The organism is Streptomyces sp. NPDC047042 (assembly GCF_040644035.1).
In the GTDB taxonomy this organism is placed as follows: Bacteria; Actinomycetota; Actinomycetes; order Streptomycetales; family Streptomycetaceae; genus Streptomyces.
This window is the reverse complement of record NZ_JBEYVP010000036.1, coordinates 26,467-52,184: the sequence shown is the minus strand read 5'-3', so window position 1 is coordinate 52,184 and position 25,718 is coordinate 26,467. Positions and strand designations below refer to the sequence as shown.

General features: G+C 68.7%; 18 protein-coding genes and 4 pseudogenes. 10 read left to right on the top strand and 12 right to left on the bottom strand.

Annotated elements, in window-relative coordinates; genetic code table 11:
* Window positions 1-191: 191 nt before the first annotated feature.
* Window positions 192-1,000: pseudogene (locus tag ABZ855_RS35360) on the bottom strand (alpha/beta hydrolase fold domain-containing protein).
* Between ABZ855_RS35360 and ABZ855_RS35355 the strand changes: the two are divergent.
* From ABZ855_RS35355 to ABZ855_RS35315, 9 genes and pseudogenes are all read left to right on the top strand, one after another.
* The gene (locus ABZ855_RS35355) at window positions 987-1,721 is read left to right on the top strand and encodes a PaaX family transcriptional regulator (protein WP_360813885.1); all 735 of its coding nucleotides are present in this window, start codon (window positions 987-989) and stop codon (window positions 1,719-1,721) included. The pseudogene ABZ855_RS35360 and the gene ABZ855_RS35355 overlap by 14 nt on opposite strands.
* Window positions 1,722-1,741: 20 nt before the next feature.
* Window positions 1,742-1,948, top strand: a complete 207-nt coding sequence (locus tag ABZ855_RS35350; RefSeq protein WP_360813883.1) for a PaaX family transcriptional regulator C-terminal domain-containing protein — start codon at window positions 1,742-1,744, stop codon at window positions 1,946-1,948.
* A gap of 122 nt (window positions 1,949-2,070) precedes the next feature.
* Window positions 2,071-2,622: pseudogene (locus ABZ855_RS35345) on the top strand (fumarylacetoacetate hydrolase family protein); the annotation flags it as partial.
* A gap of 14 nt (window positions 2,623-2,636) precedes the next feature.
* Window positions 2,637-3,599, top strand: a pseudogene (locus tag ABZ855_RS35340) (acetaldehyde dehydrogenase (acetylating)).
* On the top strand, window positions 3,596-4,558 hold the full coding sequence (dmpG, locus tag ABZ855_RS35335) for a 4-hydroxy-2-oxovalerate aldolase (protein WP_360813881.1): 963 nt from the start codon (window positions 3,596-3,598) through the stop codon (window positions 4,556-4,558). The pseudogene ABZ855_RS35340 and the gene dmpG overlap by 4 nt, the downstream one beginning before the upstream one ends.
* Window positions 4,559-5,034: 476 nt before the next feature.
* Window positions 5,035-7,305 carry a LuxR C-terminal-related transcriptional regulator gene (locus ABZ855_RS35330; RefSeq protein ID WP_360813979.1) on the top strand — a complete coding sequence of 757 codons (2,271 nt, stop codon included), beginning with the start codon at window positions 5,035-5,037 and terminating at the stop codon, window positions 7,303-7,305.
* A gap of 282 nt (window positions 7,306-7,587) precedes the next feature.
* On the top strand, window positions 7,588-8,523 hold the full coding sequence (locus tag ABZ855_RS35325) for a hypothetical protein (RefSeq protein WP_360813879.1): 936 nt from the start codon (window positions 7,588-7,590) through the stop codon (window positions 8,521-8,523).
* A gap of 287 nt (window positions 8,524-8,810) precedes the next feature.
* Window positions 8,811-11,105, top strand: a complete 2,295-nt coding sequence (locus ABZ855_RS35320; protein ID WP_360813877.1) for a LamG domain-containing protein — start codon at window positions 8,811-8,813, stop codon at window positions 11,103-11,105.
* A 656-nt stretch (window positions 11,106-11,761) separates the two neighbouring features.
* Window positions 11,762-12,016 (top strand): annotated as a pseudogene (locus ABZ855_RS35315) (4-hydroxy-2-oxovalerate aldolase); the annotation flags it as partial.
* A 379-nt stretch (window positions 12,017-12,395) separates the two neighbouring features.
* Here ABZ855_RS35315 and ABZ855_RS35310 read toward each other — a convergent pair.
* From ABZ855_RS35310 to glyA, 7 genes are read right to left on the bottom strand one after another with little or no spacing between them, the layout of a single operon-like run.
* Window positions 12,396-13,220: a formyltetrahydrofolate deformylase gene (locus tag ABZ855_RS35310; RefSeq protein WP_360813875.1), complete on the bottom strand. Its 825-nt coding sequence runs from the start codon at window positions 13,218-13,220 to the stop codon at window positions 12,396-12,398.
* A 1-nt stretch (window position 13,221) separates the two neighbouring features.
* The gene (locus ABZ855_RS35305; RefSeq protein WP_360813873.1) at window positions 13,222-14,595 is read right to left on the bottom strand and encodes an L-serine ammonia-lyase; all 1,374 of its coding nucleotides are present in this window, start codon (window positions 14,593-14,595) and stop codon (window positions 13,222-13,224) included.
* On the bottom strand, window positions 14,595-15,203 hold the full coding sequence (gene soxG / locus ABZ855_RS35300) for a sarcosine oxidase subunit gamma family protein (protein ID WP_360813871.1): 609 nt from the start codon (window positions 15,201-15,203) through the stop codon (window positions 14,595-14,597). Before soxG ends, ABZ855_RS35305 begins: the two co-directional genes overlap by 1 nt.
* Entirely contained in the window at window positions 15,196-18,051 is a 2,856-nt protein-coding gene (locus ABZ855_RS35295) for a sarcosine oxidase subunit alpha family protein (protein ID WP_360813869.1), read from the bottom strand. Before ABZ855_RS35295 ends, soxG begins: the two co-directional genes overlap by 8 nt.
* Window positions 18,048-18,344: a sarcosine oxidase subunit delta gene (locus ABZ855_RS35290; protein ID WP_360813867.1), complete on the bottom strand. Its 297-nt coding sequence runs from the start codon at window positions 18,342-18,344 to the stop codon at window positions 18,048-18,050. The genes ABZ855_RS35295 and ABZ855_RS35290 overlap by 4 nt, the downstream gene beginning before the upstream one ends.
* An 11-nt stretch (window positions 18,345-18,355) precedes the next feature.
* Window positions 18,356-19,576 (bottom strand): sarcosine oxidase subunit beta family protein, encoded by a 1,221-nt coding sequence (locus tag ABZ855_RS35285; RefSeq protein ID WP_360813865.1) that lies wholly within the window; start codon window positions 19,574-19,576, stop codon window positions 18,356-18,358.
* Window positions 19,573-20,877, bottom strand: coding sequence for a serine hydroxymethyltransferase (glyA, locus tag ABZ855_RS35280; RefSeq protein ID WP_360813863.1), 1,305 nt, complete (start codon window positions 20,875-20,877; stop codon window positions 19,573-19,575). Before glyA ends, ABZ855_RS35285 begins: the two co-directional genes overlap by 4 nt.
* Window positions 20,878-20,972: 95 nt before the next feature.
* Between glyA and ABZ855_RS35275 the strand changes: the two genes are divergently transcribed.
* Window positions 20,973-21,638 carry a GntR family transcriptional regulator gene (locus ABZ855_RS35275; RefSeq protein ID WP_360813861.1) on the top strand — a complete coding sequence of 222 codons (666 nt, stop codon included), beginning with the start codon at window positions 20,973-20,975 and terminating at the stop codon, window positions 21,636-21,638.
* 105 nt (window positions 21,639-21,743) lie between these two features.
* Here the strand turns inward: ABZ855_RS35275 and ABZ855_RS35270 are convergent, their stop codons facing one another.
* The 4 genes from ABZ855_RS35270 to ABZ855_RS35255 form a co-directional block, all read right to left on the bottom strand.
* Window positions 21,744-22,550, bottom strand: a complete 807-nt coding sequence (locus tag ABZ855_RS35270) for an amino acid ABC transporter ATP-binding protein (protein ID WP_360813859.1) — start codon at window positions 22,548-22,550, stop codon at window positions 21,744-21,746.
* Window positions 22,551-22,572: 22 nt separating this feature from the next.
* Window positions 22,573-23,544: an amino acid ABC transporter permease gene (locus tag ABZ855_RS35265; protein ID WP_360813857.1), complete on the bottom strand. Its 972-nt coding sequence runs from the start codon at window positions 23,542-23,544 to the stop codon at window positions 22,573-22,575.
* Window positions 23,544-24,479 (bottom strand): ABC transporter substrate-binding protein, encoded by a 936-nt coding sequence (locus ABZ855_RS35260; protein WP_360813855.1) that lies wholly within the window; start codon window positions 24,477-24,479, stop codon window positions 23,544-23,546. Before ABZ855_RS35260 ends, ABZ855_RS35265 begins: the two co-directional genes overlap by 1 nt.
* Window positions 24,480-24,922: 443 nt before the next feature.
* Window positions 24,923-25,591, bottom strand: coding sequence for a GntR family transcriptional regulator (locus tag ABZ855_RS35255; RefSeq protein WP_360813853.1), 669 nt, complete (start codon window positions 25,589-25,591; stop codon window positions 24,923-24,925).
* Between the last annotated feature and the right edge of the window lie 127 nt (window positions 25,592-25,718).

Genomic DNA, 25,718 nt, shown 5'->3' with positions numbered 1-25,718 from the left:
AGAGGGCCGCGCGCCACGATCCTCGTCCGCCCGCTGCGCGGTCACGATCTGCTCTCGCTCGGGGACCAGCCTGGTCACCGGTACAGCCAACGCGGCCGCGATGGAGATGGCCTCCGAACGGACGAACCATGGGCACGTCAGGGCTCGAAGCGAGAGCTGGAAGAGGGGCCGCGCTGCAGGGGGAGGAGCAGTCAGGTACCAAGGGAGTCGCGAACCGTCCGAGCGAGGAGGTCGAGAGCTTCCACCGCGGGGCCGATCGGGCCGCTGTGCGTGAAGGCATGATCGACGCCTGCGATGACGCGGTGCGTGACGGGCACGCCAGCCCCTTGGAGTGCCTTGGCAAAGCCATCCGCCTCGTCCCGAAGGCTGTCCAGCTCCGCTGTGATGACTAGCGCTGGAGGCAGCTTTCGAGGTTGGTGGCGAGTGCCGGGGACGCGAGCGGATCGGCCCGGGTGCCTAGGTCTGGGATGTAAGCCGCTGCGAAGGTGTTCGACAAGACGGGGCTGATGCGGGGCTTGGCGGTACGGCTTTGCTTCAGTGTGGGGTTGGTCGCCAGGTCCAGCGGTGCATACAGGAGGGCCTGTAGCAGTGGGGTGAAATCGCGTCGCTCCCGGGTGAGCCGCGCCACGCCCGCGGCCAGAGCGCCACCCGCGCTCTGGCCGCCGACTGCCAGCCGGGACCCGTCCCAGCCAAGAGATGCCTGCCGGGACGCCCATGCGGTGGCGCCATAGGCCTGTAGCACCGCCGTCGGAAAGGGCCTCTGCGGCGCGACGTCGTAGTCCACGTGAGCACCAGGCAGCCAGCGTGATGGGCCACGTACTGGCACAGCGCGTCGTCCTGGTCGGCGTGACGCCACACGTATCCACCGCCGTGGATGTTCACGTAGACGCCGGGCAACCCCGAGGACTGTGCCTCGCGAACCGGGTGGTAGCTGGTGCAGAGTACCTCTCCCGCTCCGGACCCGACGCCGGCAAGGAGCAGCCGCCTTGAGCGACCCCATTGACTTCGACATCCAGGAGCTCCTTCCGGATGTCGCTCTCGAAGGCGCGTCCCTCCCACGTCGGCAGGCCGGCGGTAACCCGCAGAGCCTCACCGTGACCCTGCTCGCTGACTACACGCTGCGGCACCACGCCTGGATCCCGTCGGCCGGCCTCGTATCGCTCCTCGGCGAATTCGGCGTGACCACCGACGGGGCTCGCACCGCGATCAACCGTCTCGCCCGTCGGGGCGTCGTCCAAGCCGTCAGACAAGGGCGACGCACGCCCTACCAGCTCACGCCTGCAGCAGCGCAGGCACTGCTCGTCGGTGGAAGGCAGGTCGTCGCGTTCGTCCAGCAGGCTGAAGCCTGGGACGGCACCTGGCGACTTGTCGCGTGCACCATGCCCCAGGAACGGAGCGCGGACAGGCGAGCACTACGCGGCCGCCTCCGACGGCTGGGCTACGCCCCGCTGTTCGACGGGCTGTGGGTCTCCCCCCGCCCTGTCGCCGAGCAGACGAACCAGATCGTTTCCGACCTCGGTTCCACCACGGGCACCGCGTTCCAGGCTCGAAGGTTCGAGCTCGGCAGCACCGCCGAACGAGACCCGCTGGAGGCCTGGGACCTGACTGGCATCGCCACAGCGTACGAGGACTTCATGGCGCGCTGGACACCTTCGCTCGGGAGTCTGGGAGCCGGGGACCTCCACGGCAGGGAAGCGCTGCGGGCGCGAAAGGTGTCATAGACGACTACAGGCGCTTTCTTATGCTGGACCCAAAGGTCCCGGCAGAACTGATGCCCTCGCGCTGGACGAGAGCCGAGGCGCGGGAACTGTTCGCCACCTTGTATGACGGACTGGCCGGCCCGGCTTGCGAGCATGTCCGCCGCTCGTGCACTGATGGCGACGACGTGGCGGTGTCTGGCATCGACGTGTTCAGCGTCAACAGTCTTCCCTTCGGCACTCCCGGCTAGCGCCACCCTCACGGATGCGAACCGATGGCTCACCGTTGTGCAACGTCCAAGCGGCGGGACCGCGCTCAGCGTGCTGCCCGAGTCTGGCCGGTCCGGCGAAAGCCGAAGCGGGGGCAGGCCCTCCCAACTTCGGCGTGCTCTTCGCCGACATGGACGTCTCGGGCCTGCCCGTGGTGCCGTCCGGGCGGCTGCTGCAGCCCAAGGCCGAGGCGGAGATCGCCTTCGTGCTGAGGGAGGACCTGGCCGACGGCGACTTCGACCCGGCGCGGATCCGGGCGGCTGTGGACTACGCGGTCGCCGCGCTGGAGATCGTCGACAGCCGCGTCGCCGACTGGGACATCTCCCTCACCGACACGGTCGCGGACAACGCCTCCAGTGGACTGTTCGTCCTCGCCCAACACCGCCTCACCCTCGGCGAGTTCGAACCCCGTGAGACCACCATGCGGATATACGCCGACGACGTTCTCGTCTCCGAGGGCTCCGGCGCCGCATGCCTCGGCGACCCGCTGAACGCCCTGGCCTGGCTGGCCCGCACCGCGCGGGAGTTCGGCGAGCCGCTGCGCGCCGGCCAGGTCGTCCTGTCCGGTGCGCTCGGTCCCATGGTCGCCGCCCCGCCCGGCACCCGGATCCGTGCCGACCTCAGCTCGCTCGGCGAGGTCACCGCCGTATTCTCCGAGAAGAGGGACGCATGACTTCCCCCGAGACGTCCAAGACATCCAAGAGGTCGAAGACCAAGGTCGCCATCATCGGCTCCGGCAACATCGGCACCGACCTGATGATCAAGATCCTGCGCCTGTCAGACACCCTGGAGGTCGGGGCCATGGTCGGCATCGGCCCGGCCTCCGACGGCCTGGCCCGCGCCGCCCGCCTCAAGGTCCCCACGACGCACGAGGGCGTCGACTGACTGATCGCGATGGAGCACTTCGACGACATCGAGATCGTCTTCGACGCCACCTCGGCCAAGGCCCACATCGCCAACGCCCACAAGCTGGGCCCATACGGCAAGAAGCGCATCGACCTCACGCCCGCGGCCATCGGCCCGTTCGTGGTACCGCCGGTCAACCTCGACGACCAACTCGCCGCGGGCGCGGACAACGTCAACATGGTCACCTGCGGCGGACAGGCCACCATCCCCACGGTCGCGGCCGTCTCCGCGGTGACCGACGTCCACTACGCGGAGATCGTCGCCTCCATCGCCTCCAAGTCGGCCGGACCCGGCACCCGCGCCAACATTGACGAGTTCACCGAGACCACCTCCCACGCCATCGAGAGCGTCGGCGGAGCGGCCCGCGGGAAGGCGATCATCATCCTCAACCCCGCCGAGCCACCGCTGATCATGCGGGACACCGTCCTCTGCCTCCCCGGCGACGAGGACGTCGTGCGCGCCTCGGTCAAGGAGATGGCCGAGCGGGTGACCCAGTACGTGCCCGGCTACCGCCTCAAGCAGGAGGTGCAGTTCACCCCCGTGGACGCTTCCGAGCCGGTGCACACCCTGGTGCCGAACGGCGCTGGTCCGGTGACCACCCGGATCTCAGTGTTCCTCGAGGTCGAGGACGCCGTCCACTACCTGCCGGCCTACGCCGGAAACCTCGACATCATGACCGCGGCCGCCCTGCGCGTCGCCGAGTCGTTCGCGGAGGCCCAGCGATGAACCGCAAGCTCTACATCCAGGACGTCACCCTCCGGGACGGCATGCACGCCATTCGGCACCGCATTGACCCCGACGACGTGGGTCGCATCGCCGCCGCACTCGACGCGGCCGGCGTCGACGCCATCGAGGTCGCCCACGGCGACGGCCTCGCCGGCGGCTCGCTCAACTACGGCCCGGGAAGCCACACCGACTGGGAGTGGATCGAGGCGGCCGCGGACGCGATCGACAACGCCGTCCTGACCACCCTCCTCCTGCCCGGCATCGGCACCATCGCCGAACTCGAAGGCGCCCACGCCCTCGGCGTCCGCTCGGTCCGCGTCGACACTCACTGCACCGAGGCCGACATCTCCACCCAGCACATCACCAAGTCCCGCGAGCTCGGCATGGACGTCTCCGGCTTCCTGATGATGAGCCACATGGCCGAGGCATCCCAACTCGCCGCGCAGGCCAAGCTGATGGAGTCCTACGGCGCGCACTGCGTGTATGTCACCGACTCCGGCGGCCGGCTCACCCCGGACGGAGTGCGCGAGCGCGTCCGCGCCTACCGGGACGCGCTCGACGAGACCACCGAGATCGGCATCCACGCGCACGAGAACCTCTCCCTGTCGGTCGCCAACAGTGTGATCGCCGTCGAGGAGGGCGTGACCCGGGTCGACGCCTCCCTCGCCGGGCAGGGCGCCGGAGCCGGAAACTGCCCCATCGAGGCCTTGATCGCCGTGGCCAACCTGCAGGACTGGAAGCACGGCTGCGACCTGTTCGCCCTCCAGGACGCTCTCGGCTACGGCGGCGTCTACTCCTCTTGCCTGCGTCACGCCGAGATCGCCGCCCAGCGTTACGGTGTCGACGCTCGCACGCTGCTGCTGGAGGTAGGCCGACGTGGCCTGGTCGGCGGCCAGGAGGACATGCTCGTGGACATTGCCCTCGACCTCGTGACGAGCGGGGCGACACCGGCTGGTTGAGCACAGACTCGGCCATGTCGGCTGGCTCCGGTGGCCCGAGCCTCCCCCCTGCTGCCGTGAGTCGAGGGCGCCCGGGCCATGGCGGTGACGGAACCGATCCGCGCCGTCGCCGGACCTCGTCTCCCAGCTCGGGGACCTCCTGTTGGACGGGCTCAGTGCGGGTCAGGACGCATACGGGTCGCCTTCAACGATTTTCCAGCCGCGCGGGGATGAGGTCCCGGTGCCCAGGTAAAGGCCCGACTGCCTTGCCGCGCCCATTCGTGTGACCAGGGGCACAGCTGTCTGTGCGCGGGCTGTGGATTACGGTGGCGCTGTCGTACAGGCGTGCGCACGTGCGCGGCACCTTCGTATGGCTAACGGCCGGGGTGACCGCGACGTGCGTGTGTCGCACAGTGTGCGGCGCGTGCCGACCGGCGGGTTGCCCGGAACGAGGCGATTCCGCGAAGGGAAGAAGGTGAGGGCGCGGCGTGACCAGCATGATCTCCGAAGCGGGCAATCTGCCTGCGGCCTTTACCAGCTTTGTCGGCCGTCGGCATCTCATCGCCGAGATCCGCCGTGTCCTGGGTCCGGCGCGGCTGCTGACGCTCACCGGAATGGGTGGCGTGGGCAAGACTCGGCTGGCGCTCGAGGCGGCCGCCGAGTCGAGAAAGGCCTTCGCGGACGGGGTGTGGCTGGTCGATCTGGCTCCGGTGCGGGAGGCGATCGCAGTGGCGGACGCCGCCGCGGCGGCACTCGGCGTGCCGGAACTGGGCGCGAGGCCCGCGCTGGAGCAGTTCACGGGGTATCTGGCCGGGCGCCGGGCGCTGATCGTGCTGGACAACTGCGAGCATCTGGTCGACGCGTGCGCCGAGCTGGCCCAGGCGCTGCTGTCGGCCGCCCCTGAGGTACGCGTTCTGGCGACGAGCCGGCAGACGCTGGGCATCGCGGGCGAGCACGTCCTCGTCGTACCGCCGCTGTCGGTGCCGGACGAGGCGGTCGAACTCCTTCGGGACCGGGCCACCGCTGTGCGGCCGGAGTTCCGGATCACCGAACTGAACCATGCCGGCGCCTCCCGGCTCTGCGCCGACCTGGACGGGCTGCCGCTGGCCATCGAGCTGGCCGCGTCCCGGCTGCGCACTCTCACCGTGGACCAGGCGGTGGACCGTCTGGAGGACCGTTTCACCCTGCTCACCAGCGGCAGCCGGACAGCGCGACCCCGTCAGCGCACGCTGCGGGCCCTGGTCGACTGGAGCTACGAGTTGTGCGGTCCGGCCGAGCGGCTGCTGTGGAACCGGCTGTCCGTCTTCGTCGGCGGTTTCACCCTGGACGCGGTCGAGGCTGTCTGTGTGGGAGAGGGCATCGCCCGGCACGAGGTGGTGGACCTCCTGGACCGGCTGGTCGGGCAGTCCATCGTCCTGGCCACCGAGCAGGAAGGTCTGCCGCGCTATCGCATGCTGGAGACCATTCGCCACTACGGAAGACTGCGGCTCGCCGAGTCCGACGAGGAACAGCGGCTGCTGACGAAGCACCGCGACTTCTACCTGGCCCTCGCCGAACGCGCCGCCGACACGTGGTACGGCCCCGGACAGCAGCAGACCCTGGCCCGGTTGCGCGCCGAACACAACGATCTGCTGGCGGCACTGAGCCATGGCGGCGACCCGCAGGCGGAGCTGGCGCTGGCCGCGGCGCTGCGTTACCACTGGTGCGCCGACAGGTACCTCGGCGAGGGCCGCCGCCGGCTCGACCGGGCGCTCGCGGGCGCGCCCGAACCCACCTCGGCCCGGGCCCGGGCGCTGTGGGCCGCCGCCTGGGTGGCGTTGCTGCAGGGCGATCCCGCCGCGGCGGACGAGTGGCTGACCGAGGCAGGGGAACTGGGTGAGCAGCTCGACGATGCGACGGTACGCGCGAACGTCCTCGGTTTCCGGGGGACGCTGGCGCTGTTCCGCGGACACCCCGAGGAGGCCGTCTCCTTCTTCGAGGACGCGGTGGCCGCTCACACGGCACTGGGAGAGGAGGCCACGACGGTCTTCTGGCTGTTCCAGCTCGCCAGAACCCAGGCCCTCCTCGGTGACCCCCGCGCGGCCGAGACCGCCAGGCGGGCGGTCGCCATCTCACAGGCCCACGGTGAGGGCCTGAACCGCGCATACGCGCTGTGGGCGCTGGGCCTTGACGCCTTGGCGCGCGGGGACCTGGCGGTGGCCATGGTGCTGACCCGCGCCGGGCTGGAGATCCAGCGGGACTTCAACGACTACGTCGGGGCCGCGCTGCTGCTGGAGCTGCACGCCTGGATCAGCGCCGCCGGCGACGACCACGAGCGGGCGGGGCGGCTGCTGGGCGCGGTGCGCGCGCTGTGGCGGGACACCGGCACCAAGCTCTCCGTGTTCGGCCCTGATCTGGCCGAGCACCATGCGCGCTGCGCGGCGGCGGTCGTCGGGGCTCTGGGCCCGCTGGCGTACCAGAAGGCCCTCACGGAGGGCAGCCGCCACGACCGCCCCGGCCGGGGCATCGCCTTCGCGCTGGCCGGGGCGGTCGTGGCGGCCACCCCGGCCACGGCCACGGCCCCGAGCTCGCTGACCCGGCGGGAGCGGCAGGTGGCCTCATTGGTGGCCGAGGGCATGACCAACCGCCAGATCGCCGCCGCCCTCGTGCTCTCCCCACGCACCGTCGGCGGCCACGTCGACCGCATCCTGGCCAAGCTCGGCTACGGCCGCCGCGTCCAGATCGCTACCTGGTGGGCGGAAAATCAGGTACCTGACCCGTGTGAATGACGCATGCGCCGGGGTGCCCCCCGCTGTGATCCTTGCCGTCATGGACGCCCCAGCACGGCGGATCTGACGGACGAGTGACATGCGCCTGCTGAACGCATCGGCTGTTCGACCGTGACTCTATCCGGCACATGTCCGTATGTCGCTGGCGCGACCCGCCCATAACACGGCATATGCGCAACACCCAGGCGGCGTTTCGTGACCGCTTCGAAGAAGCCGGTCTCGGTGGAAGCCGTCCTCGGGCCGGTATGCCCTCGTACTCTCCTCATTCAGCCCGGAGGACACATGTTCAAGCGAAACACAGTGCATGTACGCGGAAAGAACAGATCCAGAAAAGGGAAGCGTGCTTTCGCTGCTTTCTTCGCGGTTGCCCTCGCGATAGCGCTGCTCCAAGGGCTCCTGTCGATGACAGCAGCCCCGTCGGCACAGGCTGTATCGATCACCGAATGCCCTGGCGGTTCCCATTCGGGAGAGGGGTCGTCTTCCTGCCCCAACCTGGAAAACGAAGATCTCGTCACCCAGAGGCGTTTCCCGTCTGTACTGTATCGCGGAGACACCCGCCTGCCGAACGACATCTTTCGCGACGGCTTCACCTCGTGGGGGAGCAATGACGACATAATCTCGCACGTCCGAGGCGACAGATATCGCAACAGTAACTACATCCCGACGACAGGCACGCGATCCGTTGCGGAGTCGTTCGCGCACACTGGTGGAATGGTGCGCCTGAATTCCATGGCGGCGAACCCACGCTGTTCGCGCGGGCGGATCTGGATATACGGACTCATTCCATGGCGTGGCCTGCTGGAAAGCTGTGAACACGGCCAGGTTACCGCGGAGGCCTTCGTCTACGTCATCGATCCCATGTGGGCGAGAAACGCGCTGTACATCCCCGATCAGATCCGAGGGAATGTGGAGCTTCGCCGGTACACCGTCCAGGATGAATGGGCCTACGTTCACCGGATTCCGCGAGAGGCGATCACCGGCGTTCGCATCTACCGAATGACGGGGCACGCAGATGGCCGCGATGTAATTCCCCGGACCGTCACCTTCCGCTTCGATCGTTTCGTCGGGAATCCTTTCCACGCGCAGGCGCAGATCCTCTACAACCCGGAAAGCGATCCGAATTCCCACTTCGGGTTCTATTCGAACCTGAACGTCCCCGACCTGCCCGCGAACCCGTACACCCGCGGCTGTTCGACAATCAACCGGTGCGCACGCTGATCGTGAAACTCCGCAAGAATTCCGTTCGGCGACATCCCGTTCACCCTGCACTAGCTGAATCCGCCGCGCTTCAGGTTCGCCCGGCCGCCCGACCGAGCCCCGCAGGCGCAGGCCGCCCCAGGTGTTCTCCGCGCCGCCCCTTCTCGACGAACACGGGCTGGCGCCAGTGCGCCACGGTCGTTCGAAACAAGCCGGTCGCCGATGAGGAGTGAAAGCACTCCCGTCGCCCACCTCGGCAGAATCCGCCGGCGAAGCCACCCGGCTCATCCCGACACGAAAGGCAGCACATGCTGAAGAACAACGAGCCGGGGGTGAGAACCCGGACGGTCACCTCGCCCATGCGACGGATCCGGACCGGTCTCGTCGCCACCTGCTCCCTCGCGCTGGTCGCCACCGGCGGACTGCTGACGACCGCTCCCACGGCGCAGGCCGACATCACCGACGGCCTGCTGCTGCGGTACAAGCTGGACGAATCCGCCGGCACGGTCGCCCATGACTCCTCGGGCCATGGCCTTGACGGCACGGTCAACGGCACCGCCGACCTGGGTGGTGCCGAGGGGCTGGGCTTCAACGGGTCCAACACCTACGTCAAGATGCCCAACAACATCATGGCCGGGCTGAACTCGATCAGCGTCGACTTCGACGTGTGGGTCGACAACACCCTGACCAGCCCGTACTTCTTCTACGGGCTCGGCAACACCAGCGGCAGCAACGGCAACGGCTACCTGTTCACCACCGGTGACACCTTCCGCACCTCGGTCTCCCTCACCGACTACACGGCCAAGAAGGACGTCCAGCCCTCGGGCGGCTACACACTGCCGCACGGCGCCTGGAAGCACGTCACCTACACCCAGACCGGGACCACCGGCATCCTCTACGAGGACGGGGTGGAGAAGGCCCGCAACACCAACGTCACCATCACCCCGGGCTCGATCGGCAACGGAACCACCACCGCGAACTACCTCGGCCGATCCCTCTACGCCAACGACAAGTACTTCAAGGGCCGGATGCGCGACTTCCGCGTCTACAACAAGTCCCTGTCCCCGGCCGAGGTCGAGGACAGAGCCAACGACATAGGGCTACAGTCGGAGGAGCTGCAGGCCCTGGCCAGCTACAACAACGCGCTCGCGGCGTTCGAGGACCCCAACATCGGCCCGGTCCTCATCTTCCCGTCCGACTACACCGGCGACATCGACAACATCCAGCGGCCGCCGGACTGGACCGACTCCTCCGGGCGGACACCGACGCTCTGGCCCACCCCCACCACCGCGAAGAGCCCACTGTTCACAGCCGATCAGGTCAACGTCCTGCAGGACGCGGTCTACGCCGCGGTACAGCCCGACGGCGACACGACGTACGCCTTGGCCGTCTACTACGACGGGATGAGCGACCGGGTGATCGTGGAGACCAACGCTCCAGCCTCGGTCACCGACCCCCTGACCACCCAGTACGCCGGCCAACTCGTGATCGACAGGTCCACGGACATCCCTGCCGCACTGCCCGCGTGCCGGCCGGCGCAAGCCGGCAGCACCCAGGGACTGCTGCTGGACTACAAGCTGGACGAGCCCGTCGGCGAGATCGCCCATGACTCCTCGGGCCACGGCCGCGACGGCTGGATCAACAACGCCGCCGACATGGGTGGTGAGGAGGGGCTGGGCTTCAACGGCTCCGACACCTACGTCCAGATGCCGTTCAACGTCATGAAGGGGCTGAACTCGATCAGCGTCGACTTCGACGTGTGGGTCGACAACACCCTGACCAGCCCGTACTTCATGTACGGGCTCGGCAACTCCAACGCCACCAACGGCAACGGCAACGGCTACCTGTTCACCACCGGCGACACCTTCCGCACCTCGGTCTCCCTCACCGACTACACGGCCAAGAAGGACGTCCAGCCCTCGGGCGGCTACACACTGCCGCACGGCGCCTGGGAACACGTCACCTACACCCAGACCGGGACCACCGGCATCCTCTACGAGGACGGGGTGGAGAAGGCCCGCAACACCAACGTCACCATCACCCCGGGCTCGATCGGCAACGGAACGACCACCGCGAACTACCTCGGCCGATCCCTCTACGCCAACGACAAGTACTTCAAGGGCCGGATGCGCGACTTCCGTGTCTACGACCACGCCCTGACGCCGTCCCAGGTCCATGACAGGGCCGACGCGCCCGCGAAGCGAATGGAGCAGTTGCAGGAGCTGGCCGACTACAACTGCGCGATCTCGTACTTCGACGACCCCGACGTAGGACCGGTGATCACCTACCCGTCGGACTACACCGGAGACCTCGACGTGCAGACACCGACCGACTGGACCGACTCCTCCGGGCAGACACCGACCAGCTGGCCCCAGCTTTCCATCGCCAAGAGCCAGCAGTTCACCGCCGCCGAAATCAAGAAGGTCACCGACGCGGTCTACCAGGCGATCCAACCCGACGGCGACACGACATACGGACTGGTGGTCACCTACAACGGGCCGACCGACAAGATGATGGTGGTCACCTACGCTCCGGCGTCGGTCACCGACCCGCTGATGAGTGCCTTCCCAGGCAAGATCCTCCTCGAGGCGCCCACAGCCTGACAGGCGACCGCAATCAGCTGAAATCAGGGAGGGGCCCGCGTCACCCGGGCCTCTCCCCGCAGCCGTTCTCGCGGCTTCGTCATGGATTGGCGAGTTCTGCGAGGACCTGCGAGTGTGCGGGGTCGGCGAAAGGGCCGCCCTCGTGCTGCGGCACCTTGCTCCGGGCGCGCTGCCGACACATCGTCCACGTCAACGCGTTCCCGCCAGGGCGACGCCTGATCCGGACCTGGCCCGTCTGCGATAAACCCGTTCCACGCCAGGAAGAGGGTCCGCACCGTCAACTACTCAATGGTCTGCCGCCCGTGGGGCCGAGCACCGCCGCGTCCAGGCCCTGGACGAGCGACGGACCCGCCGCCTCGGCCAGGCACCACCACCCGCGATGGCGGCCCGGATCGAACTTCCGCCACCACCCGCCCGCCTGTCCTCACGGCGGCCCGCCGTGGTTCGTGATCTGCTGGAGCCGACCGCGACCCGGAACTGTCGGCACTGCCAGCAGCCGGTCACCATCGTCGCCCTGCTGGCCACTCCAGAAGCCGCGCGGCCGACTATGCCCCACGACCGCGCCGACATCGTCCCCTTGCGAAGCACCCCATAGCGGACGGGAACCCCCATGTCAGGGGCCGCCGGCCCCTGACATGATCAACCACATGCCGTTCAACGCCGTCGACGACCTGGTCCGCCCGCTGCGCGACCGGCCGTTCCAGGTCGACCGCGAGACCGTCACCCTCGGCTACGACGGCGTCTACTTCTCCTTCCAGCGCCACGCCGAGATCGCCGCCCAGCGCTACGGTGTCGACGCCCGCACGCTGCTGCTGGAGGTCGGCCGACGTGGCCTGGTCGGCGGCCAGGGAGACATGATCGTCGACATCGCCCTCGACCTTGTGGCGAGCGGGGTGACACCGGCCGGCTGAGCACAGACTCGGCCATGCGGTCGGCGCCGGTGACTCGAGTCTCCCTGCTGCCGGGCGCGGAGTGGCCCGGGCTATGGCGGTGACGGAACCGATCCGCGCCGTCGCCCGGACCCCGCACATTTCGTCCGCCCGTCCGCCGCTGATCTGGCCGACGGCCGCGACCAACAGGGCGACGAGGCGAACGACGGGAGGGCTCGTCACGCGCCCCGGACTTGCGTGGCCACCGCTGTCCGACAGGCCCATTCGCAGGATTCATGGGCGCCCGCGGAGCTACCACCAGGGGTACCTGAGCCGCTGCCGACGCTCCGCAACGTCCGATGCTGGCGTTGCGCCGGACGGACGCCTACAAAGCGCGTGACCTGAAGGAGGCGTCCGACCGTCAGCGGAGAACTACCGTGCGCCTGCCCTGGACGAACACCCGGCCTTCGCAGTGCCATCGGACCGCTCGGGCCAGGGCCGCCGACTCCGCGTCGCGGCCGATGGCAGCCAGGTCATCGGGGGTGTGGCTGTGGTCGACGTCGATGACCTCCTGGGCGATGATCGGGCCCTCGTCGAGGTCGGCGGTGACGTAGTGGGCGGTCGCGCCGACGAGCTTGACGCCGCGGTCGTGTGCCTGGTGGTAGGGCTTGGCACCCTTGAAGCTCGGCAGGAACGAGTGGTGGATGTTGATCGTCCAGCCGGCCAGTCGGCCGCACAGGTCGATGATCTCCATGAGCCGGGCCTCGGCCTCGGGCTTGGTCGCGGGCGTGACCGGCACGTGGAAAAACGGGATGCCGTGCCAGGCGACGAGTTCCTCGTGGTCGCGATGGTTGGAGACCACCGCGACCACGTCGATGGGCAGGTCGCCGCTGCGGGTGCGGAAAAGCAGGTCGTTGAGGCAGTGGCCGTAGCGCGACACCATGATCAGGACGCGGCGCCGGGTATTGACCGTTTCGAGGTGCCATCGCATGGCGAAGGGGACGGCCACGGCGGCGAAGTCGCGGCGCAGGGTATCCGTGTTGTTCTCGCTGCCGGAGGTGGCGAAGCGCACCCGCATGAAGAAGTGGCCGTCACGGCGGTCACCGAACTGGTGGTTGTCGATGATGTCGCTGCCGTGCTCGAGGAGGAACCGCGAGACGGCGTGCACGATGCCGGGAGCCTCGGGGCAGTCGACGGTGAGCACGTGCTCGACAGGCTCGGTGGCGGAATCAGCGAGATCAGTCATGTCAGCACTCGATTACGTTGACGGCGAGGCCGCCGCGGGCGGTCTCCTTGTACTTGACCTTCATGTCCCGGCCGGTGTCGCGCATGGTCTTGATGGCCATGTCCAGGCTGACCTTGTGCGTGCCGTCACCGGCCAGGGCGAGCCGTGCCGCGTTGATGGCCTTGTTGCTGGCGACGGCGTTGCGCTCGATGCAGGGGATCTGGACGAGGCCGCCGACCGGATCGCAGGTGAGTCCCAGGTTGTGCTCGATGCCGACCTCGGCCGCGTTCTCGACCTGCGAGGGTGTCCCGCCGAGGACCTCGCACAGCGCCCCGGCCGCCATGGAGCAGGCTGAACCGACCTCGCCCTGACAGCTGACCTCGGCCCCGGAGATGGAGGCGTTCTGCTTGAACAGGATGCCGATCGCGGCGGCGGTCAGCAGGAAACGCACCACACCGTCGTCGTCGGCCCCGGGTACGAACCGCGTGTAGTAGTGCAGTACGGCGGGGATGATGCCGGCCGCCCCGTTTGTCGGGGCTGTCACGATGCGGCCACCCGAGGCGTTCTCCTCGTTGACCGCCAGCGCGAACAGGTTCACCCAGTCCATGACGTGCAGTGGATCCGGGCTGCCGGCGTTCGCGCTGAGGTCCTGGAACAGCGCGGGCGCGCGGCGGGGCACCCGCAGGCCACCCGGCAGCACCCCTTCCCGCTGGCATCCGCGCTCCACACACGCCTGCATGACGGACCACAGGTCCAGCAGCACCGCGCGCACGTCGGCCTCGGGACGCCAGGCCTGCTCGTTGGCGAGCATGACGTCGCTGATGGAGAGGCCTTCCCGTGCGCAGTGCGCGAGCAGTTCGGCCCCCGAGTCGAAGGGGAAGCGCACCCGGGTGGTGTCCGCGACGACACGGTCGGCGCCGGTGGCGGCCTCGTCGACGACGAAGCCGCCGCCCACGGAATAGTAGGTCCGCTCGTCCAACAGCCGCCCGTCGTCGGCGAAGGCGTGGAACACCATGCCGTTGGGGTGCGCGGGCAGGGACCTTCGCCGGTGCAGCACCAGGTCCACATCGCTGTCGAAGCCGATGCGGTGCTTGCCGGCCAGGAGCAGGGTCTTGCTGTCCCGCACCTCCGCGACCCGGTCATCGGCGCGGTCGGTGTCCACGGTGGCGGGATCCTCGTCCTCCAGTCCGAGCACGACCGCCTTGTCCGAGCCGTGGCCGTACCCGGTCGAGCCGAGCGACCCGAACAGTTCGGCCCGCACCCGGCCGACGGACGGCAGCAGGCTCTCGCCGTCCAGGCGCCGGACGAAGCGCCGGGCCGCCCGCATCGGCCCCACCGTGTGGGAGGAGGAGGGGCCGATGCCGACCGAGTACAGGTCGAACGCGCTGAGCGCCATCAGGGGACCTCGGGGCCGCGGTACTCGCTCATCGCGTCGATGAGCCAGCGGGCCAGGTAGTCGGCGAACGAGGACCGGGGGAACAGCCGGTAGGTGGGCGTTTCGTCGACCTGCCAGAGCAGTACGGCAATGGGGCCCACCGTGGTCGACACGGCCTGGCCGGCTGCGAAGGCGCGGGGATGCAAATCCAGCGGGCAGCCCTTCTCCAGCACCTCGCGGGCGGCTGAGCCGCTCAGTTCCAGTGTGGTGCGGTTCGCCGAGACGTCCACGACCGAGCCCGGGTCCGTCCCGAGTGCCTCCAGCAACTCAGCTGTCACAGCGGCCACTTCGATCTGGGACACGATGAGCCATTCGTCGGGGCCGAGCCACAGGACCGTGTGCGGGCCGGATGCGGTGGTGTGGCCGCACTCGCGGGGTAGTGCCGCGCCCAGGGTCTTCTCGATGCGGTCGGTCGCTTCGGAGGCGGGGGCGACGCGCAGGTTCACCATGGTGAGGAACGGCCACTCGGTCAGCGTGACGCCGCGGGCGCCGGTGACGGCGGCGGTCCGCATCCGCTCTTCCAGGTGCGCCAACGGGCTCACCCGTGCGTCGATCGTGGACTCAGCCATCGCGCTTGGTCCCTTCGGGGTCGTAGAGGACGAAGTCGGTCACCTCGACGGGCACCAGGGCCTCGCCCACCGGGGCGAGCAGCGTCTGGCCCTTCCTCGCCTGTCCGTCGGCGACGAGGGCGAGGGCGAAGGGGCGGCCGAGGGCCGGGCTGTGGTAGCTGGAGGTGACGTGGCCGAGCATCGGCACCGGCACCGTCTCCAGGGAGACGTCCGGTGCGATGAGCTGGGTGCCCTCGGGCAGCCGGGTCGTGCGGTCGGCCGGGAGCAGGCCGACCAGCTGCTTGCGGTCGGTGCGGGCGGTGTCGGCGCGGGAGTAGGACCGCTTGCCGACGAAGTCCTTCGCCTTGGAGACGACCCAGGACATGCCCGCGTCCTGTGGGGTGACCGTGCCGTCGGTGTCCTGGCCGACGATGATGAAGCCCTTCTCGGCGCGCAGGACGTGCATGGTCTCGGTGCCGTACGGGGTGATGCCGTGCGACTGCCCGGCCTCGTACACCTGCTCCCAGACTGTCAGGCCGTACCAGGCGGAGACGTTGATCTCGTAGGCGAGTTCGCCGGAGAAGGAGATCCGGCAGATGCGGGCGGGGATGCCGGAGGCCAGGGTCGTCTCGCGGAAGGCCATGAACGGGAAGGCCTCGTTGGACAGATCGACGTCCGGGGCGAGACGGGCGACGACCTCGCGCGACTTGGGACCTACGACGGCGATCGTCGTCCACTGCTCGGTCACCGAGGTGCAGTGCACGTCGAGTTCGGGCCACTCGGTCTGCAGCCACTCCTCCAGCCAGTCCAGGACGTTCGCGGCGCCGCCGGTCGTGGTGGTCATGAAGTAGCGGTTGTCGTCGAGACGCAGGGTCACGCCGTCGTCGAAGATCATGCCGTCGGGCTTGCACATCACGCCGTAACGGGCCATGCCGGGCTTGAGCTTCTTGAAGGCGTTCGTGTAGATGCGGTTGAGGAACTCGCCCGCGTCCGCGCCCCAGATCTCGATCTTGCCGAGGGTGGAGGCGTCCATGAACGCCACCCCCTCACGGGCCGCCACGCACTCGCGCGCCACAGCCGCATCCATGTCCTCACCGGTCTGCGGGTAGTACCGCGGGCGCTTCCACTGCCCGACGTCCTCGAACTCGGCGCCGTGCGCCACATGCCAGGCGTGGACGGAGGTGGTGCGTTCCGGGTCGAACAGCTCGCCGCGCTCACGCCCGGCCAGGGCGGCGAAGGCGATCGGCGTGTACGGCGCCCGGTAGGCCGTGGTGCCGATCTCGCCCAGGGAACCGCCGAGGGCCTCGGCGATCACCCCGATCGCGTTCACGCCTGAGGTCTTGCCCTGGTCGTTGGCCGTGCCGAGCGAGGTGTAGCGCTTGACGTGCTCGACCCCGCGCATGCCGGCGCCGGTGGAGCGCCATACGTCGGCGACGGTGACATCGCGCTGGAGGTCGACGAGGTGGCTGTCCCAGGTGGCGGGTACGCCGTCAGGGGCGGGTACCAGCCACAGGGCGCGCGTCGGGCCGACCGAGGACGGCACACCGGCGGTGGACGGTACGGTCACCGGGAACCCGGCCTCCGTCGCGGCCAGCGCGCCGGCCCGCGCGCCCTCGGCCCGGCAGCCGTCGAGGTCGTACGTCCCCCTCGCCGCGCCGACGACCTGGTGATCCCGTACGGTCCCGGCGGGGACGAAAGCGACCAGGTCCTCGTCCCAGCGCAGCTTGCCTTGGCGTTGGCTGTGCAGGTGTACCACCGGGCTCCAGCCGCCCGAGACGGCGAGCAGGTCGCAGTCGAACGGCTGTGGTGCGCCGGTGAGTTGCCCCTCGGCGTCGAGCGCCTGGACGGTGACGCCGGTGAGCCTCCGGTCGCCCGACGTGTCGACGACCGCGCTGCCACTCAGCACCCGCACGCCGGTTGCGACGGCAACCTCAGCGGCTCGGTCGGACAGTTCGGGGCGCGCGTCGACGACGGCGGCGATGTCGACGCCTGCCGCGTGGAGATCGGCGACCGTATCGTAGGCGCTGTCATTGGTCGTGCTCACCACGGCCCGCGAGCCCGACGCCACGCCGTACCGGTTGAGGTACGTGCGCACCGACGCAGCGAGCATCACCCCGGGGCGGTCGTTTCCGGCGAAGACCAGCGGACGCTCGTGTGCGCCGGTGGCCAGGACGACCTGGCGGGCCCGGATGTGCCACAGCCGCTGACGTGAGACACCTTCGGGAGCGGCGGTTCCGAGGTGGTCGGTGCGCCGTTGCAGGGCCAGCAGGTAGTTGTCGTCGTACGACCCGATGGCCGTGGTGCGGTGCAGTACGACGACCTCGGCGGCGGCGCCGAGCGCCGCGTGGACGTCGGCGACCCACTTCAGGTCGCTCTGTGCACCGGACAGCAGCGAACCGCCGGGCTCGGGCTGGTCGTCGACGAGGACCACGCGCGCGCCGGAGCCGGCCGCAGCGGCGGTGGCGGCGAGGCCTGCCGGTCCGGCGCCGACGACCAGGACGTCGGTGTGGATCCACTTCTTGTCGTAGGTGGCGGGGTCGGGGGTGGGGTCGAGCCGGCCCATGCCGGAGAGCGTGGTGGCGGACAGGCCGTCGTACAGCTCGACAGTCGTGGCCGGCAGCATGCCCTCCGAGCACGAACCGCCCAGCTGCACAAGGGCGTTGGGCTCCTCGACGCCAGCGGAGACGATGCCGCGGGGGCGGCTGCGGTAGAGCGAGGGGGCAACCTCGACGAGCCCGTTCGCCAGCATCGCGGAAGCGAGGGTGTCGCCAGGGTGGCCGGTCAATTCCCGGCCGTCGACGGTGAAACGCAGCAGGGTGCGGCGGTCGACTCGGCCGCCTTGCGGCAGCCGGAAGTGCTGGTCGGTCATCGGTTCCCTCCGGCCTGGGGCATCTCGGGGCGTGGCTCGTCGAGTCGGTACGAGGTCAGCACCTCGTGGGTGGCGGTGTCGCGCAGGACGTTGAACCAGCGGCGGCAGCCGATGCTGTGCATCCACCGCTCCGCGAACGGGCCCTTGGGGTTGTCGCGGTAGAACACGTACTCGGCCCACTGCTCATCGGTGAGGTCAGCGGGGGACTCGGGGTGGGGGACATGGGCCTGTCCGCCGTAGTGGTACTCGGTCTCGTTGCGCGGACCGCACCATGGGCAGGTGATCAGCAGCACGGGTGTCCTCCTCAGTGGGCCACGGCTGCTGCGCCGTGTTCGTCGATCAACGCACCGGTCGTGAAACGATCGAGGGCGAAGGGGGCGTTCAGCGGATGCGGTTCGCCTGTGGCGATGGTGTGCGCGAACGTCCAGCCGGCCGCCGGAGTGGCCTTGAAACCGCCGGTGCCCCAGCCGCAGTTGACGTACAGACCCTCTACCGGGGTGCTGCCGATGATCGGCGAGGCGTCCGGAGTGACATCGACGATGCCGCCCCAGGTCCGCAGCACATGGGCCCGCGCGAAGATCGGGAACAGCTCGACGGCGGCGGCCATCTGCTGCTCGATCACATGGAACGAGCCGCGCTGGCCGTAGCCGTTGTACGAGTCGACGCCCGCGCCCATCACCAGCTCACCCTTGTGGGCCTGCGAGACGTAGACGTGCACGTGGTTCGACATGACGACCGTGGGGTGCACCGGCTCGTGCAGCTCGGAGACCAGGGCCTGCAGGGGGTGGGACTGCACGGGCAGCCGTACGCCCGCCCGCTCCGCCAGCACACTGCTGTGCCCGGCGGCCGCGAGGCCGACCCGGCCGGCGTGGATGCGGCCGCGGTTGGTGTCGACACCCACCACCCGGTCGCCGTCCTTGAGGAAACCGGTGACCTCGCACCCCTGGATCAGGTCCACGCCCAGCTCGTCGGCGCGGCGGGCCAGCGCCCAGCCGACGTGGTCGTGCTTGGCGATGCCGGCCCGGGGCTGGAAGGTGGCGCCGAGGACCGGATACCGGGTGCGGGACGAGACGTTGAGGATGGGGCAGATCTTGGCGACCTCGTCCGGCTCCAGCCACTCGGCGTCGACCCCGTTGAGCCGGTTGGCGCCCACACGGCGCATGCTCTCACGGACGTCCTGCAGGGTGTGTGCGAGGTTGAGGACACCACGCTGGCTGAACAGGAAGTCGTAGTCCAGCTCCTCGGGGAGCTGCTCCCACAGCTTCAGGGCGTGCTCGTAGATCGCCGCGCTCTCGTCCCACAGGTAGTTGGAGCGGATGATCGTGGTGTTGCGGGCCATGTTGCCGCCCGCGAGCCAGCCCTTCTCCAGGACGGCCACGTTGGTGATGCCGTGGTTCTTGGCGAGGTAGTAGGCGGTGGCGAGGCCGTGGCCGCCGCCGCCAACGATGACGACGTCGTACGAGCGCTTCGGTTCGGGGTTGCGCCAGAGGAAGTCCGGGTGCTCCGGCAGCGGTGCGGCACTCATGCCGGGCCTCCGTCGAGGTGGGAGTAGAGAGGGAAGGCGGTGGCGAGCTTCTCGACCCGAGCACGCAGTTCGTCCTCGGGGCGTTCGCCCTTCAGAGTCTCGGCGATGATGTCGGCGACCTCGCGGAACTCCGTCTCGCCGAAGCCGCGGGTGGCCAGGGCGGGCGTACCGATCCGCAGGCCCGACGACACCATCGGCGGGCGTGGGTCGAACGGGACGGCGTTGCGGTTGACGGTGATGCCGATGCGGTGCAGCCGGTCCTCGGCCTGCTTCCCGTCGAGCTCGGAGTTCCTCAAGTCGACCAGGATCAGGTGGACTTCGGTGCCGCCGGTCAGGACGGTGATCCCGGCCTCGGCCACGTCGTCGGCCAGCAACCGGCCGGCGAGGATTTTCGCACCCCGCAGGGTGCGCGTCTGGCGCTCCTTGAACTCCTCGCTCGCCGCCAGCTTGAAGGCCACCGCCTTCGCCGCGATCACGTGCTCCAGCGGACCGCCCTGCTGGCCCGGGAACACCGCCGAGTTGATCTTCTTGGCCAGGTCGGCACGGCTGAGGATCACACCGCCGCGCGGGCCGCCGAGGGTCTTGTGGGTGGTGGTCGTGACGACGTCGGCGTACGGCACCGGGCTCGGGTGCAGGCCCGCGGCCACCAGACCGGCGAAGTGGGCCATGTCCACCATCAGGTACGCGCCCACCGCGTCGGCGATCCGGCGGAACTCGGCGAAGTCCAGCTGCCGGGGGTAGGCCGACCAGCCCGCGACGATCATCTTGGGCCGGTGGGCGAGGGCGAGCTGTTCGACCTCGTCCATGTCGATGCGCAGGTCGGATTCGCGCACGTGGTACGGCACGACGTTGTACAGCTTGCCCGCGTAGTTCAGGCGCATGCCGTGGGTCAGGTGCCCGCCGTGCGCCAGGTCGAGGCCGAGGATGGTGTCGCCGGGCTTGAGCAGGGCGAACATCGCGGCAGCGTTGGCCTGGGCACCCGAGTGCGGCTGGACGTTTGCGGCCTCGGCGCCGAAGAGCTCGGTCACCCGCGCGATTGCCAACTGCTCGACCGCGTCGACGTGTTCGCAGCCGCCGTAGTAGCGACGCCCGGGGTAACCCTCGGCGTACTTGTTGGTCAGGACCGAGCCCTGGGCCTCCATCACGGCGGCGGGGGCGAAGTTCTCCGAGGCGATCATCTCGAGCGTGGACTGCTGGCGGTGCAGCTCGGCGTCGACGGCGGCGGCGATCTCAGGGTCGAGCTCGCCGAGCGGGAAGGAGAGAGGAGAGGTGGGCGTGGTGAGCGACGTTTGCGTTGCCATCTGTGCACCGTCCTGAAAACCGACTAGTGAGCAACTGATATATCAAGCTCTGCGGTAAGGTATGTGAGCTTGCCGGACAGGTCAAGGGGGCATCCATGCAACAGACGGCGCTAGAGCCCGTCGACGAGGAACTGACCCTCGCCGAGCGCGCCTACCGGGCCATTCGTGACCGGTTGGTCATGCTCGACATCCGTCCGGGCGCGCCGATCAATGAGGATCAGCTGGGGCAGGCTCTCGGCGTGGGACGGACACCGGTGCGTGAGGCGCTCAAGCGGCTCCAGTACGAGCGCCTGATCACGACCTATCCGCGGCGCGGGACCTTCGCCACCGAGGTCAACATCACCGACCTGGCCCATATCTCCGAGGTACGGCTGGAGTTGGAGCCCCTGGCCGCCGCCCAGGCCACGCGGCGCGCCACGGCCACGGACCGGGCCGGCCTGACGGCGCTACGGCGGGAACTGGACAGCGCCAGCGCCCCCGGGAGGGACTCCGCCGACCTCATGCGCCTGGACCTCCAGGTTCACCGGGCCGTCTACGCCGCCACGCACAATCCGTACCTGGAGGACACCCTTGTCCGCCACGACAACCTGGCCACCCGCATCTGGTGCCTCTTCGTCGACCGGCTGTCCGACATGGCCGGCCATGTCGAGGAGCACGGACCGCTGATCGATGCCATCGTCGCCGGTGACGCCGACAAGGCGGCTGGGCTCGCCCGCAGCCATGTCGAGGACTTCGAACGGGCCATTCGGGATGCCATCTGAGCATCAGCGATCACCGCGCGGCGCCCGGCCTTCGCATCCGCCGAGGACTGTGGCGTTGCATACCGTCGACGGCGCCGGCCGGCCACGGGACAGGCCGGCGCGCCGTCACAGGATGCTGTTGATGAAGGTGCGCGTGGACTCGTGGACGGGCGCGTCGATCACCTGGGACGGCGGGCCCTTCTCGACCAGTCGGCCCTCGGACATGAAGACCACCTCGTCGGCGACACCGCGGGCGAAGCCGATCTCATGGGTGACCACAATCATCGTCATACCGCTGGTCGCCAGCCGCTTCATGACGCTCAGGACCTCACCGACCAACTCGGGGTCCAGGGCCGAGGTCGGCTCGTCGAACAGCATGACGCTGGGCTTCATGACCAGCGCGCGGGCGATCGCCACGCGCTGCTGCTGGCCGCCGGACAAGGTGCTCGGGTAGACGTCGGCCTTGTGGGCCATACCCACCTCCTCGAGTGCCTGCAGCGCGTCACGCACGGCCTCGGCCTTGTCCACGCCCTTGACCCGGCGTGGCGCCTCGATGAGGTTCTCCATCACCGTCATGTGCGGGAAGAGGTTGTAGGACTGGAAGACCATGCCGGTCTTGGTGCGCTGCTTCGCGATGGCCGACGGCGGCAGTTCGTGCAGCTTGCCGCCCTTGAGGCGGTAGCCGATCACCTCGCCCTCCGCGATGACGCTGCCTCTCGACGGGCGTTCGAGGTGGTTGATACATCGCAGCATGGTGCTCTTGCCCGAGCCGGATCGTCCGAGGATGACGACCACCTGGCCACGGCGCACCTCCAGGTCGACGCCCCTGAGGACCTCGACCGGGCCGAAGCTCTTGTGGAGGTCGATGATCCGGACGATGGGGTCTGCCGTCGAGGTGTCGGTACTGCCGGGCGCGGGGGTTGTTGCGCTCATCAGATGTTCACGGGTCCTTTCGTCACGCCGGAGTCGGGTTGTCGTTCGACTGGGACCGCTTCGAGAGCCGAGAGCCGAGCGACCTGAGCTTCGCGAGGCCGCCCGGCCGGAGCGGGCCGACCTGCACGCCGCGGCCGTAGTGACGTTCGATGTGACTCTGGGCGTAGGACAGGACCGTGGTGCACAGCAGGTACCAGAGTGAGATCACGACGAGCAGCGGGATCGTACGGAAGTTCTGCGAGTAGATCAGCTGCGCCGAGTACAGAAGGTCGGCGAGAGCGATGATGCTCACCAGTGAGGTGTGCTTCAGCATGCCGATGACCTGATTGCCGGTGGGCGGGACGATGACTCTCAGGGCCTGGGGCAGGACCACTCTGCGGAAGGTCAGCCACCGGTTCATGCCGAGCGCGATGGCCGCCTCCGTCTGGTGCTTGGGCACCGAGAGCAGCCCGCCACGCACGATCTCGGCCATGTAGGCCGACTCGTTGAGGGTCAGGCCGATGATGGCGACGGCCCACAGACTCAGCACGCTGTTGGTGGCCGCGCCGGCGATCTCAGGACCGCCGAACGGCACGCTGAGCGACAACCGGGGGTACAGGGCGGAGAGGTTGAACCAGAAGATCAGCTGGACGAGGAGCGGTGTGCCCCGGAAGAACCACAGGTAGGCGCCTGACAGGTAGGAGAGGACCCGGTTCTCCGACATCCGGCAGGCGGCCAGGACGATGCCGAGGGTGATGCCCAGCGTCATGGCCACCGCGGTGAGGAGCAGTGTGGTGCCGAGACCCTTCATGATCTCGTGGTTGAACAGGTACTCCCGGACAACCGACCATTCGAAGTTGTCGTTGGTGAGCACGGAGTAGCCCAGGCTTGCCGCGGTCAGGAGAACGAGCAGGGCGGCAAGGCGCCGTCCGGGGTGCCGCATCGGGACGAGTTCCGTGGGCGGGGTGGCTGATGGGTCCACGCGGGTGGGGTCCGTGGCGGTGGCCGGGTTCATCAGTTGCTCCCGGGGGACGGAAGGATCTCGGCCTTCGTGATCAGCCCCTGACCGGCGTTGAACTTGTCGAGGATCTTCTGGAGCTCACCGTTCTCGATGAGGTGGTCGGTGGCCGCCTGGACCGCCTTGGCGAACTTCTCTGTGTCGCTATTGCGCGGCAGCACGAAACCGGTCTTGTACTTGGGGGCCCAGGGCAGCTCGACCAGTTTGAACTGGCCCTTGGTCTGGCTCATCACGTAGGCGACCTGGCTCGCGCTGCTCACCGCCGCGTCGACCCGGCCGCCGCGCAGGGCGAGGTTGACGTTGGCCTGGGAGTCGAAGGTCTTGACGGTGATCGCGCTCTTGCCGGCGCTCCTGCACTTGCCCGCGATCTTGTCGGCCAGGGCCGCCTCGGCGGAGCCGAGCGACGCGGCCAGCGTGTGACCGCAGAGATCCGTGTCCGCGGCGGCGGTGGTGATCTTGCTGCCGACCGGCACCATGAGGGCATCGGCCGACGCGTGGTTGGTCACGAACGTGACGGTCTCCGTACGCTCGTCCGTAGCGTAGATCTCCCCGGTCGCGCCGTCATAACGGCCCGCCTGCAGACCGGCGATGATGCCGTTGAACGGGACGATCCTGACCTTGACCTTCAGGCCCATGACCGCGGCGATCCGGTTCACGTTCTCGACGTCCCAGCCGGTGGGCGTCGCGCCGTTGGCGGGCTCGATCACCGCGGGCGGGTAGGTGGCGGCGGCGATGGTCAAAGTCCCCTTGTCGGCGATCGACTTCGGGACCATGGCGGCGATCGAGTCGACCTTCTGCGTCCCGCTCCCCGACGCGGCAGTGGACGAACTCCCGTCGGAGGACGAACCGCACGCGGCCGTTGAACCGACCAGGGCAACGGAACCGACAATCGCCCCGAGGCGGACCAGACGTGAATCGCGTAGACGCTTCATGACTCTCCCTGTGGCTGAAATGCCCGAGGTGGATTAATCACGACATAGGCCCAGTTTCGGATGAGGTAGGGCGCGGTGATGGCAGGTAACTTCGCACCTTCGTCGAGGTCTGACAAGATGTGATCACAGATCTTTTTTGCATCGTTGTCTGCGAAACCTGCTCCGACCTGGGAAGTCTCGCTGGTGAGGAATTTTCAGGAGCTAGCCGAAGGGCCGATCGCGACGATCAAGGCGTCGAAACGGGCGGGCAGGCGCATGGCGGCCCGTCCCTATTGCTTACGGCCTGTCCAGGTCGTGCAATTCGTAGCAAATAGGCAACCGGCCCGTAACCGATGGGGCTGACAATGGGCCACACATGCCTGGCGCCGCACCGGCCGGATCATCGCGCGGCGCCGAAGTCCCTAGGCTGCACCTCGGCGACCGGGGCCGGTCCGATGGGGCGTCTACCGCGAAACCAGCTGTGCCTTGATCCGGTCGGTGGCGTTGGCCAGTGACTCGGTGTTGATGGTTGCCGCCGCCTCGGCGTCACGTGCGTGGGCGGCCGTGAGCAGTTGCTCCTGGTATCGCCAGAGCGAGTCGTCACCGGGTTTGTCGAGAGACGCCCGGGCTCCGACGATCTTGTAGGCGCGGCAGTGCTGCCAGAGGGTGCGGATGGTGTTCAACAGCACAGGGTTGCCGGCCGCCTCGTAGAGAATGGCGAGCAGAGCTTCGTCGTGATCGAGATACGCGACGACTGCGCCCTCGTCGATCGCGCGGCGCATCAGCTCGAACTCCTCACGCATGCGCCCGACCTCGGCCTCGCCGATCTGGGCGGCACCCCGGCGCGCTGCCTCGACCTCCAGGATCTGGCGCGTGTCGTAGATGTGGAGCAGCTCGGTGGGGTCCTGGCCCTTCACCACCGAGCCCCGGTTCGGAACGCGTTCGGCGAAGCCGGCCTCTTCAAGGCGCCGGATGGCCTCGCGCACCGGCATCACGCTGGTTCCGACCTCGGCGGCGAGATCACGGATGCGCAGGCGGTAGCCGGCCGGATACTCGCCGCTGGTGATCGCCTCGTGCAGCACCGCGTACACCCGGTCGGTGAGAGAGATCGACGGCTCGACACGTTTGGACATACGCACGACTGAATCATAAACAGCCTGGTCGGTGGCAGAGGTTGGACGAACGCTCATGTCAGCCGCACCGCCTGTCGGGGGATCGCATTCGGTAGCTCCATCTGAATTTCACTCCAACCCATTGTGT

What these genes read in the sequence shown, in the direction of transcription:
- ABZ855_RS35350 (WP_360813883.1), top strand. Translation starts at nt 1,742, where the DNA reads ATGCTGGACCCAAAGGTCCCGGCAGAACTGATGCCCTCGCGCTGGACG.
- dmpG (WP_360813881.1), top strand. Translation starts at nt 3,596, where the DNA reads ATGAACCGCAAGCTCTACATCCAGGACGTCACCCTCCGGGACGGCATG.
- ABZ855_RS35330 (WP_360813979.1), top strand. Translation starts at nt 5,035, where the DNA reads ATGATCTCCGAAGCGGGCAATCTGCCTGCGGCCTTTACCAGCTTTGTC.
- ABZ855_RS35325 (WP_360813879.1), top strand. Translation starts at nt 7,588, where the DNA reads ATGTTCAAGCGAAACACAGTGCATGTACGCGGAAAGAACAGATCCAGA.
- ABZ855_RS35320 (WP_360813877.1), top strand. Translation starts at nt 8,811, where the DNA reads ATGCTGAAGAACAACGAGCCGGGGGTGAGAACCCGGACGGTCACCTCG.
- ABZ855_RS35310 (WP_360813875.1), bottom strand. Translation starts at nt 13,220, where the DNA reads ATGACTGATCTCGCTGATTCCGCCACCGAGCCTGTCGAGCACGTGCTC.
- ABZ855_RS35305 (WP_360813873.1), bottom strand. Translation starts at nt 14,595, where the DNA reads ATGGCGCTCAGCGCGTTCGACCTGTACTCGGTCGGCATCGGCCCCTCC.
- soxG (WP_360813871.1), bottom strand. Translation starts at nt 15,203, where the DNA reads ATGGCTGAGTCCACGATCGACGCACGGGTGAGCCCGTTGGCGCACCTG.
- ABZ855_RS35295 (WP_360813869.1), bottom strand. Translation starts at nt 18,051, where the DNA reads ATGACCGACCAGCACTTCCGGCTGCCGCAAGGCGGCCGAGTCGACCGC.
- ABZ855_RS35285 (WP_360813865.1), bottom strand. Translation starts at nt 19,576, where the DNA reads ATGAGTGCCGCACCGCTGCCGGAGCACCCGGACTTCCTCTGGCGCAAC.
- glyA (WP_360813863.1), bottom strand. Translation starts at nt 20,877, where the DNA reads ATGGCAACGCAAACGTCGCTCACCACGCCCACCTCTCCTCTCTCCTTC.
- ABZ855_RS35275 (WP_360813861.1), top strand. Translation starts at nt 20,973, where the DNA reads ATGCAACAGACGGCGCTAGAGCCCGTCGACGAGGAACTGACCCTCGCC.
- ABZ855_RS35270 (WP_360813859.1), bottom strand. Translation starts at nt 22,550, where the DNA reads ATGAGCGCAACAACCCCCGCGCCCGGCAGTACCGACACCTCGACGGCA.
- ABZ855_RS35265 (WP_360813857.1), bottom strand. Translation starts at nt 23,544, where the DNA reads ATGAACCCGGCCACCGCCACGGACCCCACCCGCGTGGACCCATCAGCC.
- ABZ855_RS35260 (WP_360813855.1), bottom strand. Translation starts at nt 24,479, where the DNA reads ATGAAGCGTCTACGCGATTCACGTCTGGTCCGCCTCGGGGCGATTGTC.
- ABZ855_RS35255 (WP_360813853.1), bottom strand. Translation starts at nt 25,591, where the DNA reads ATGTCCAAACGTGTCGAGCCGTCGATCTCTCTCACCGACCGGGTGTAC.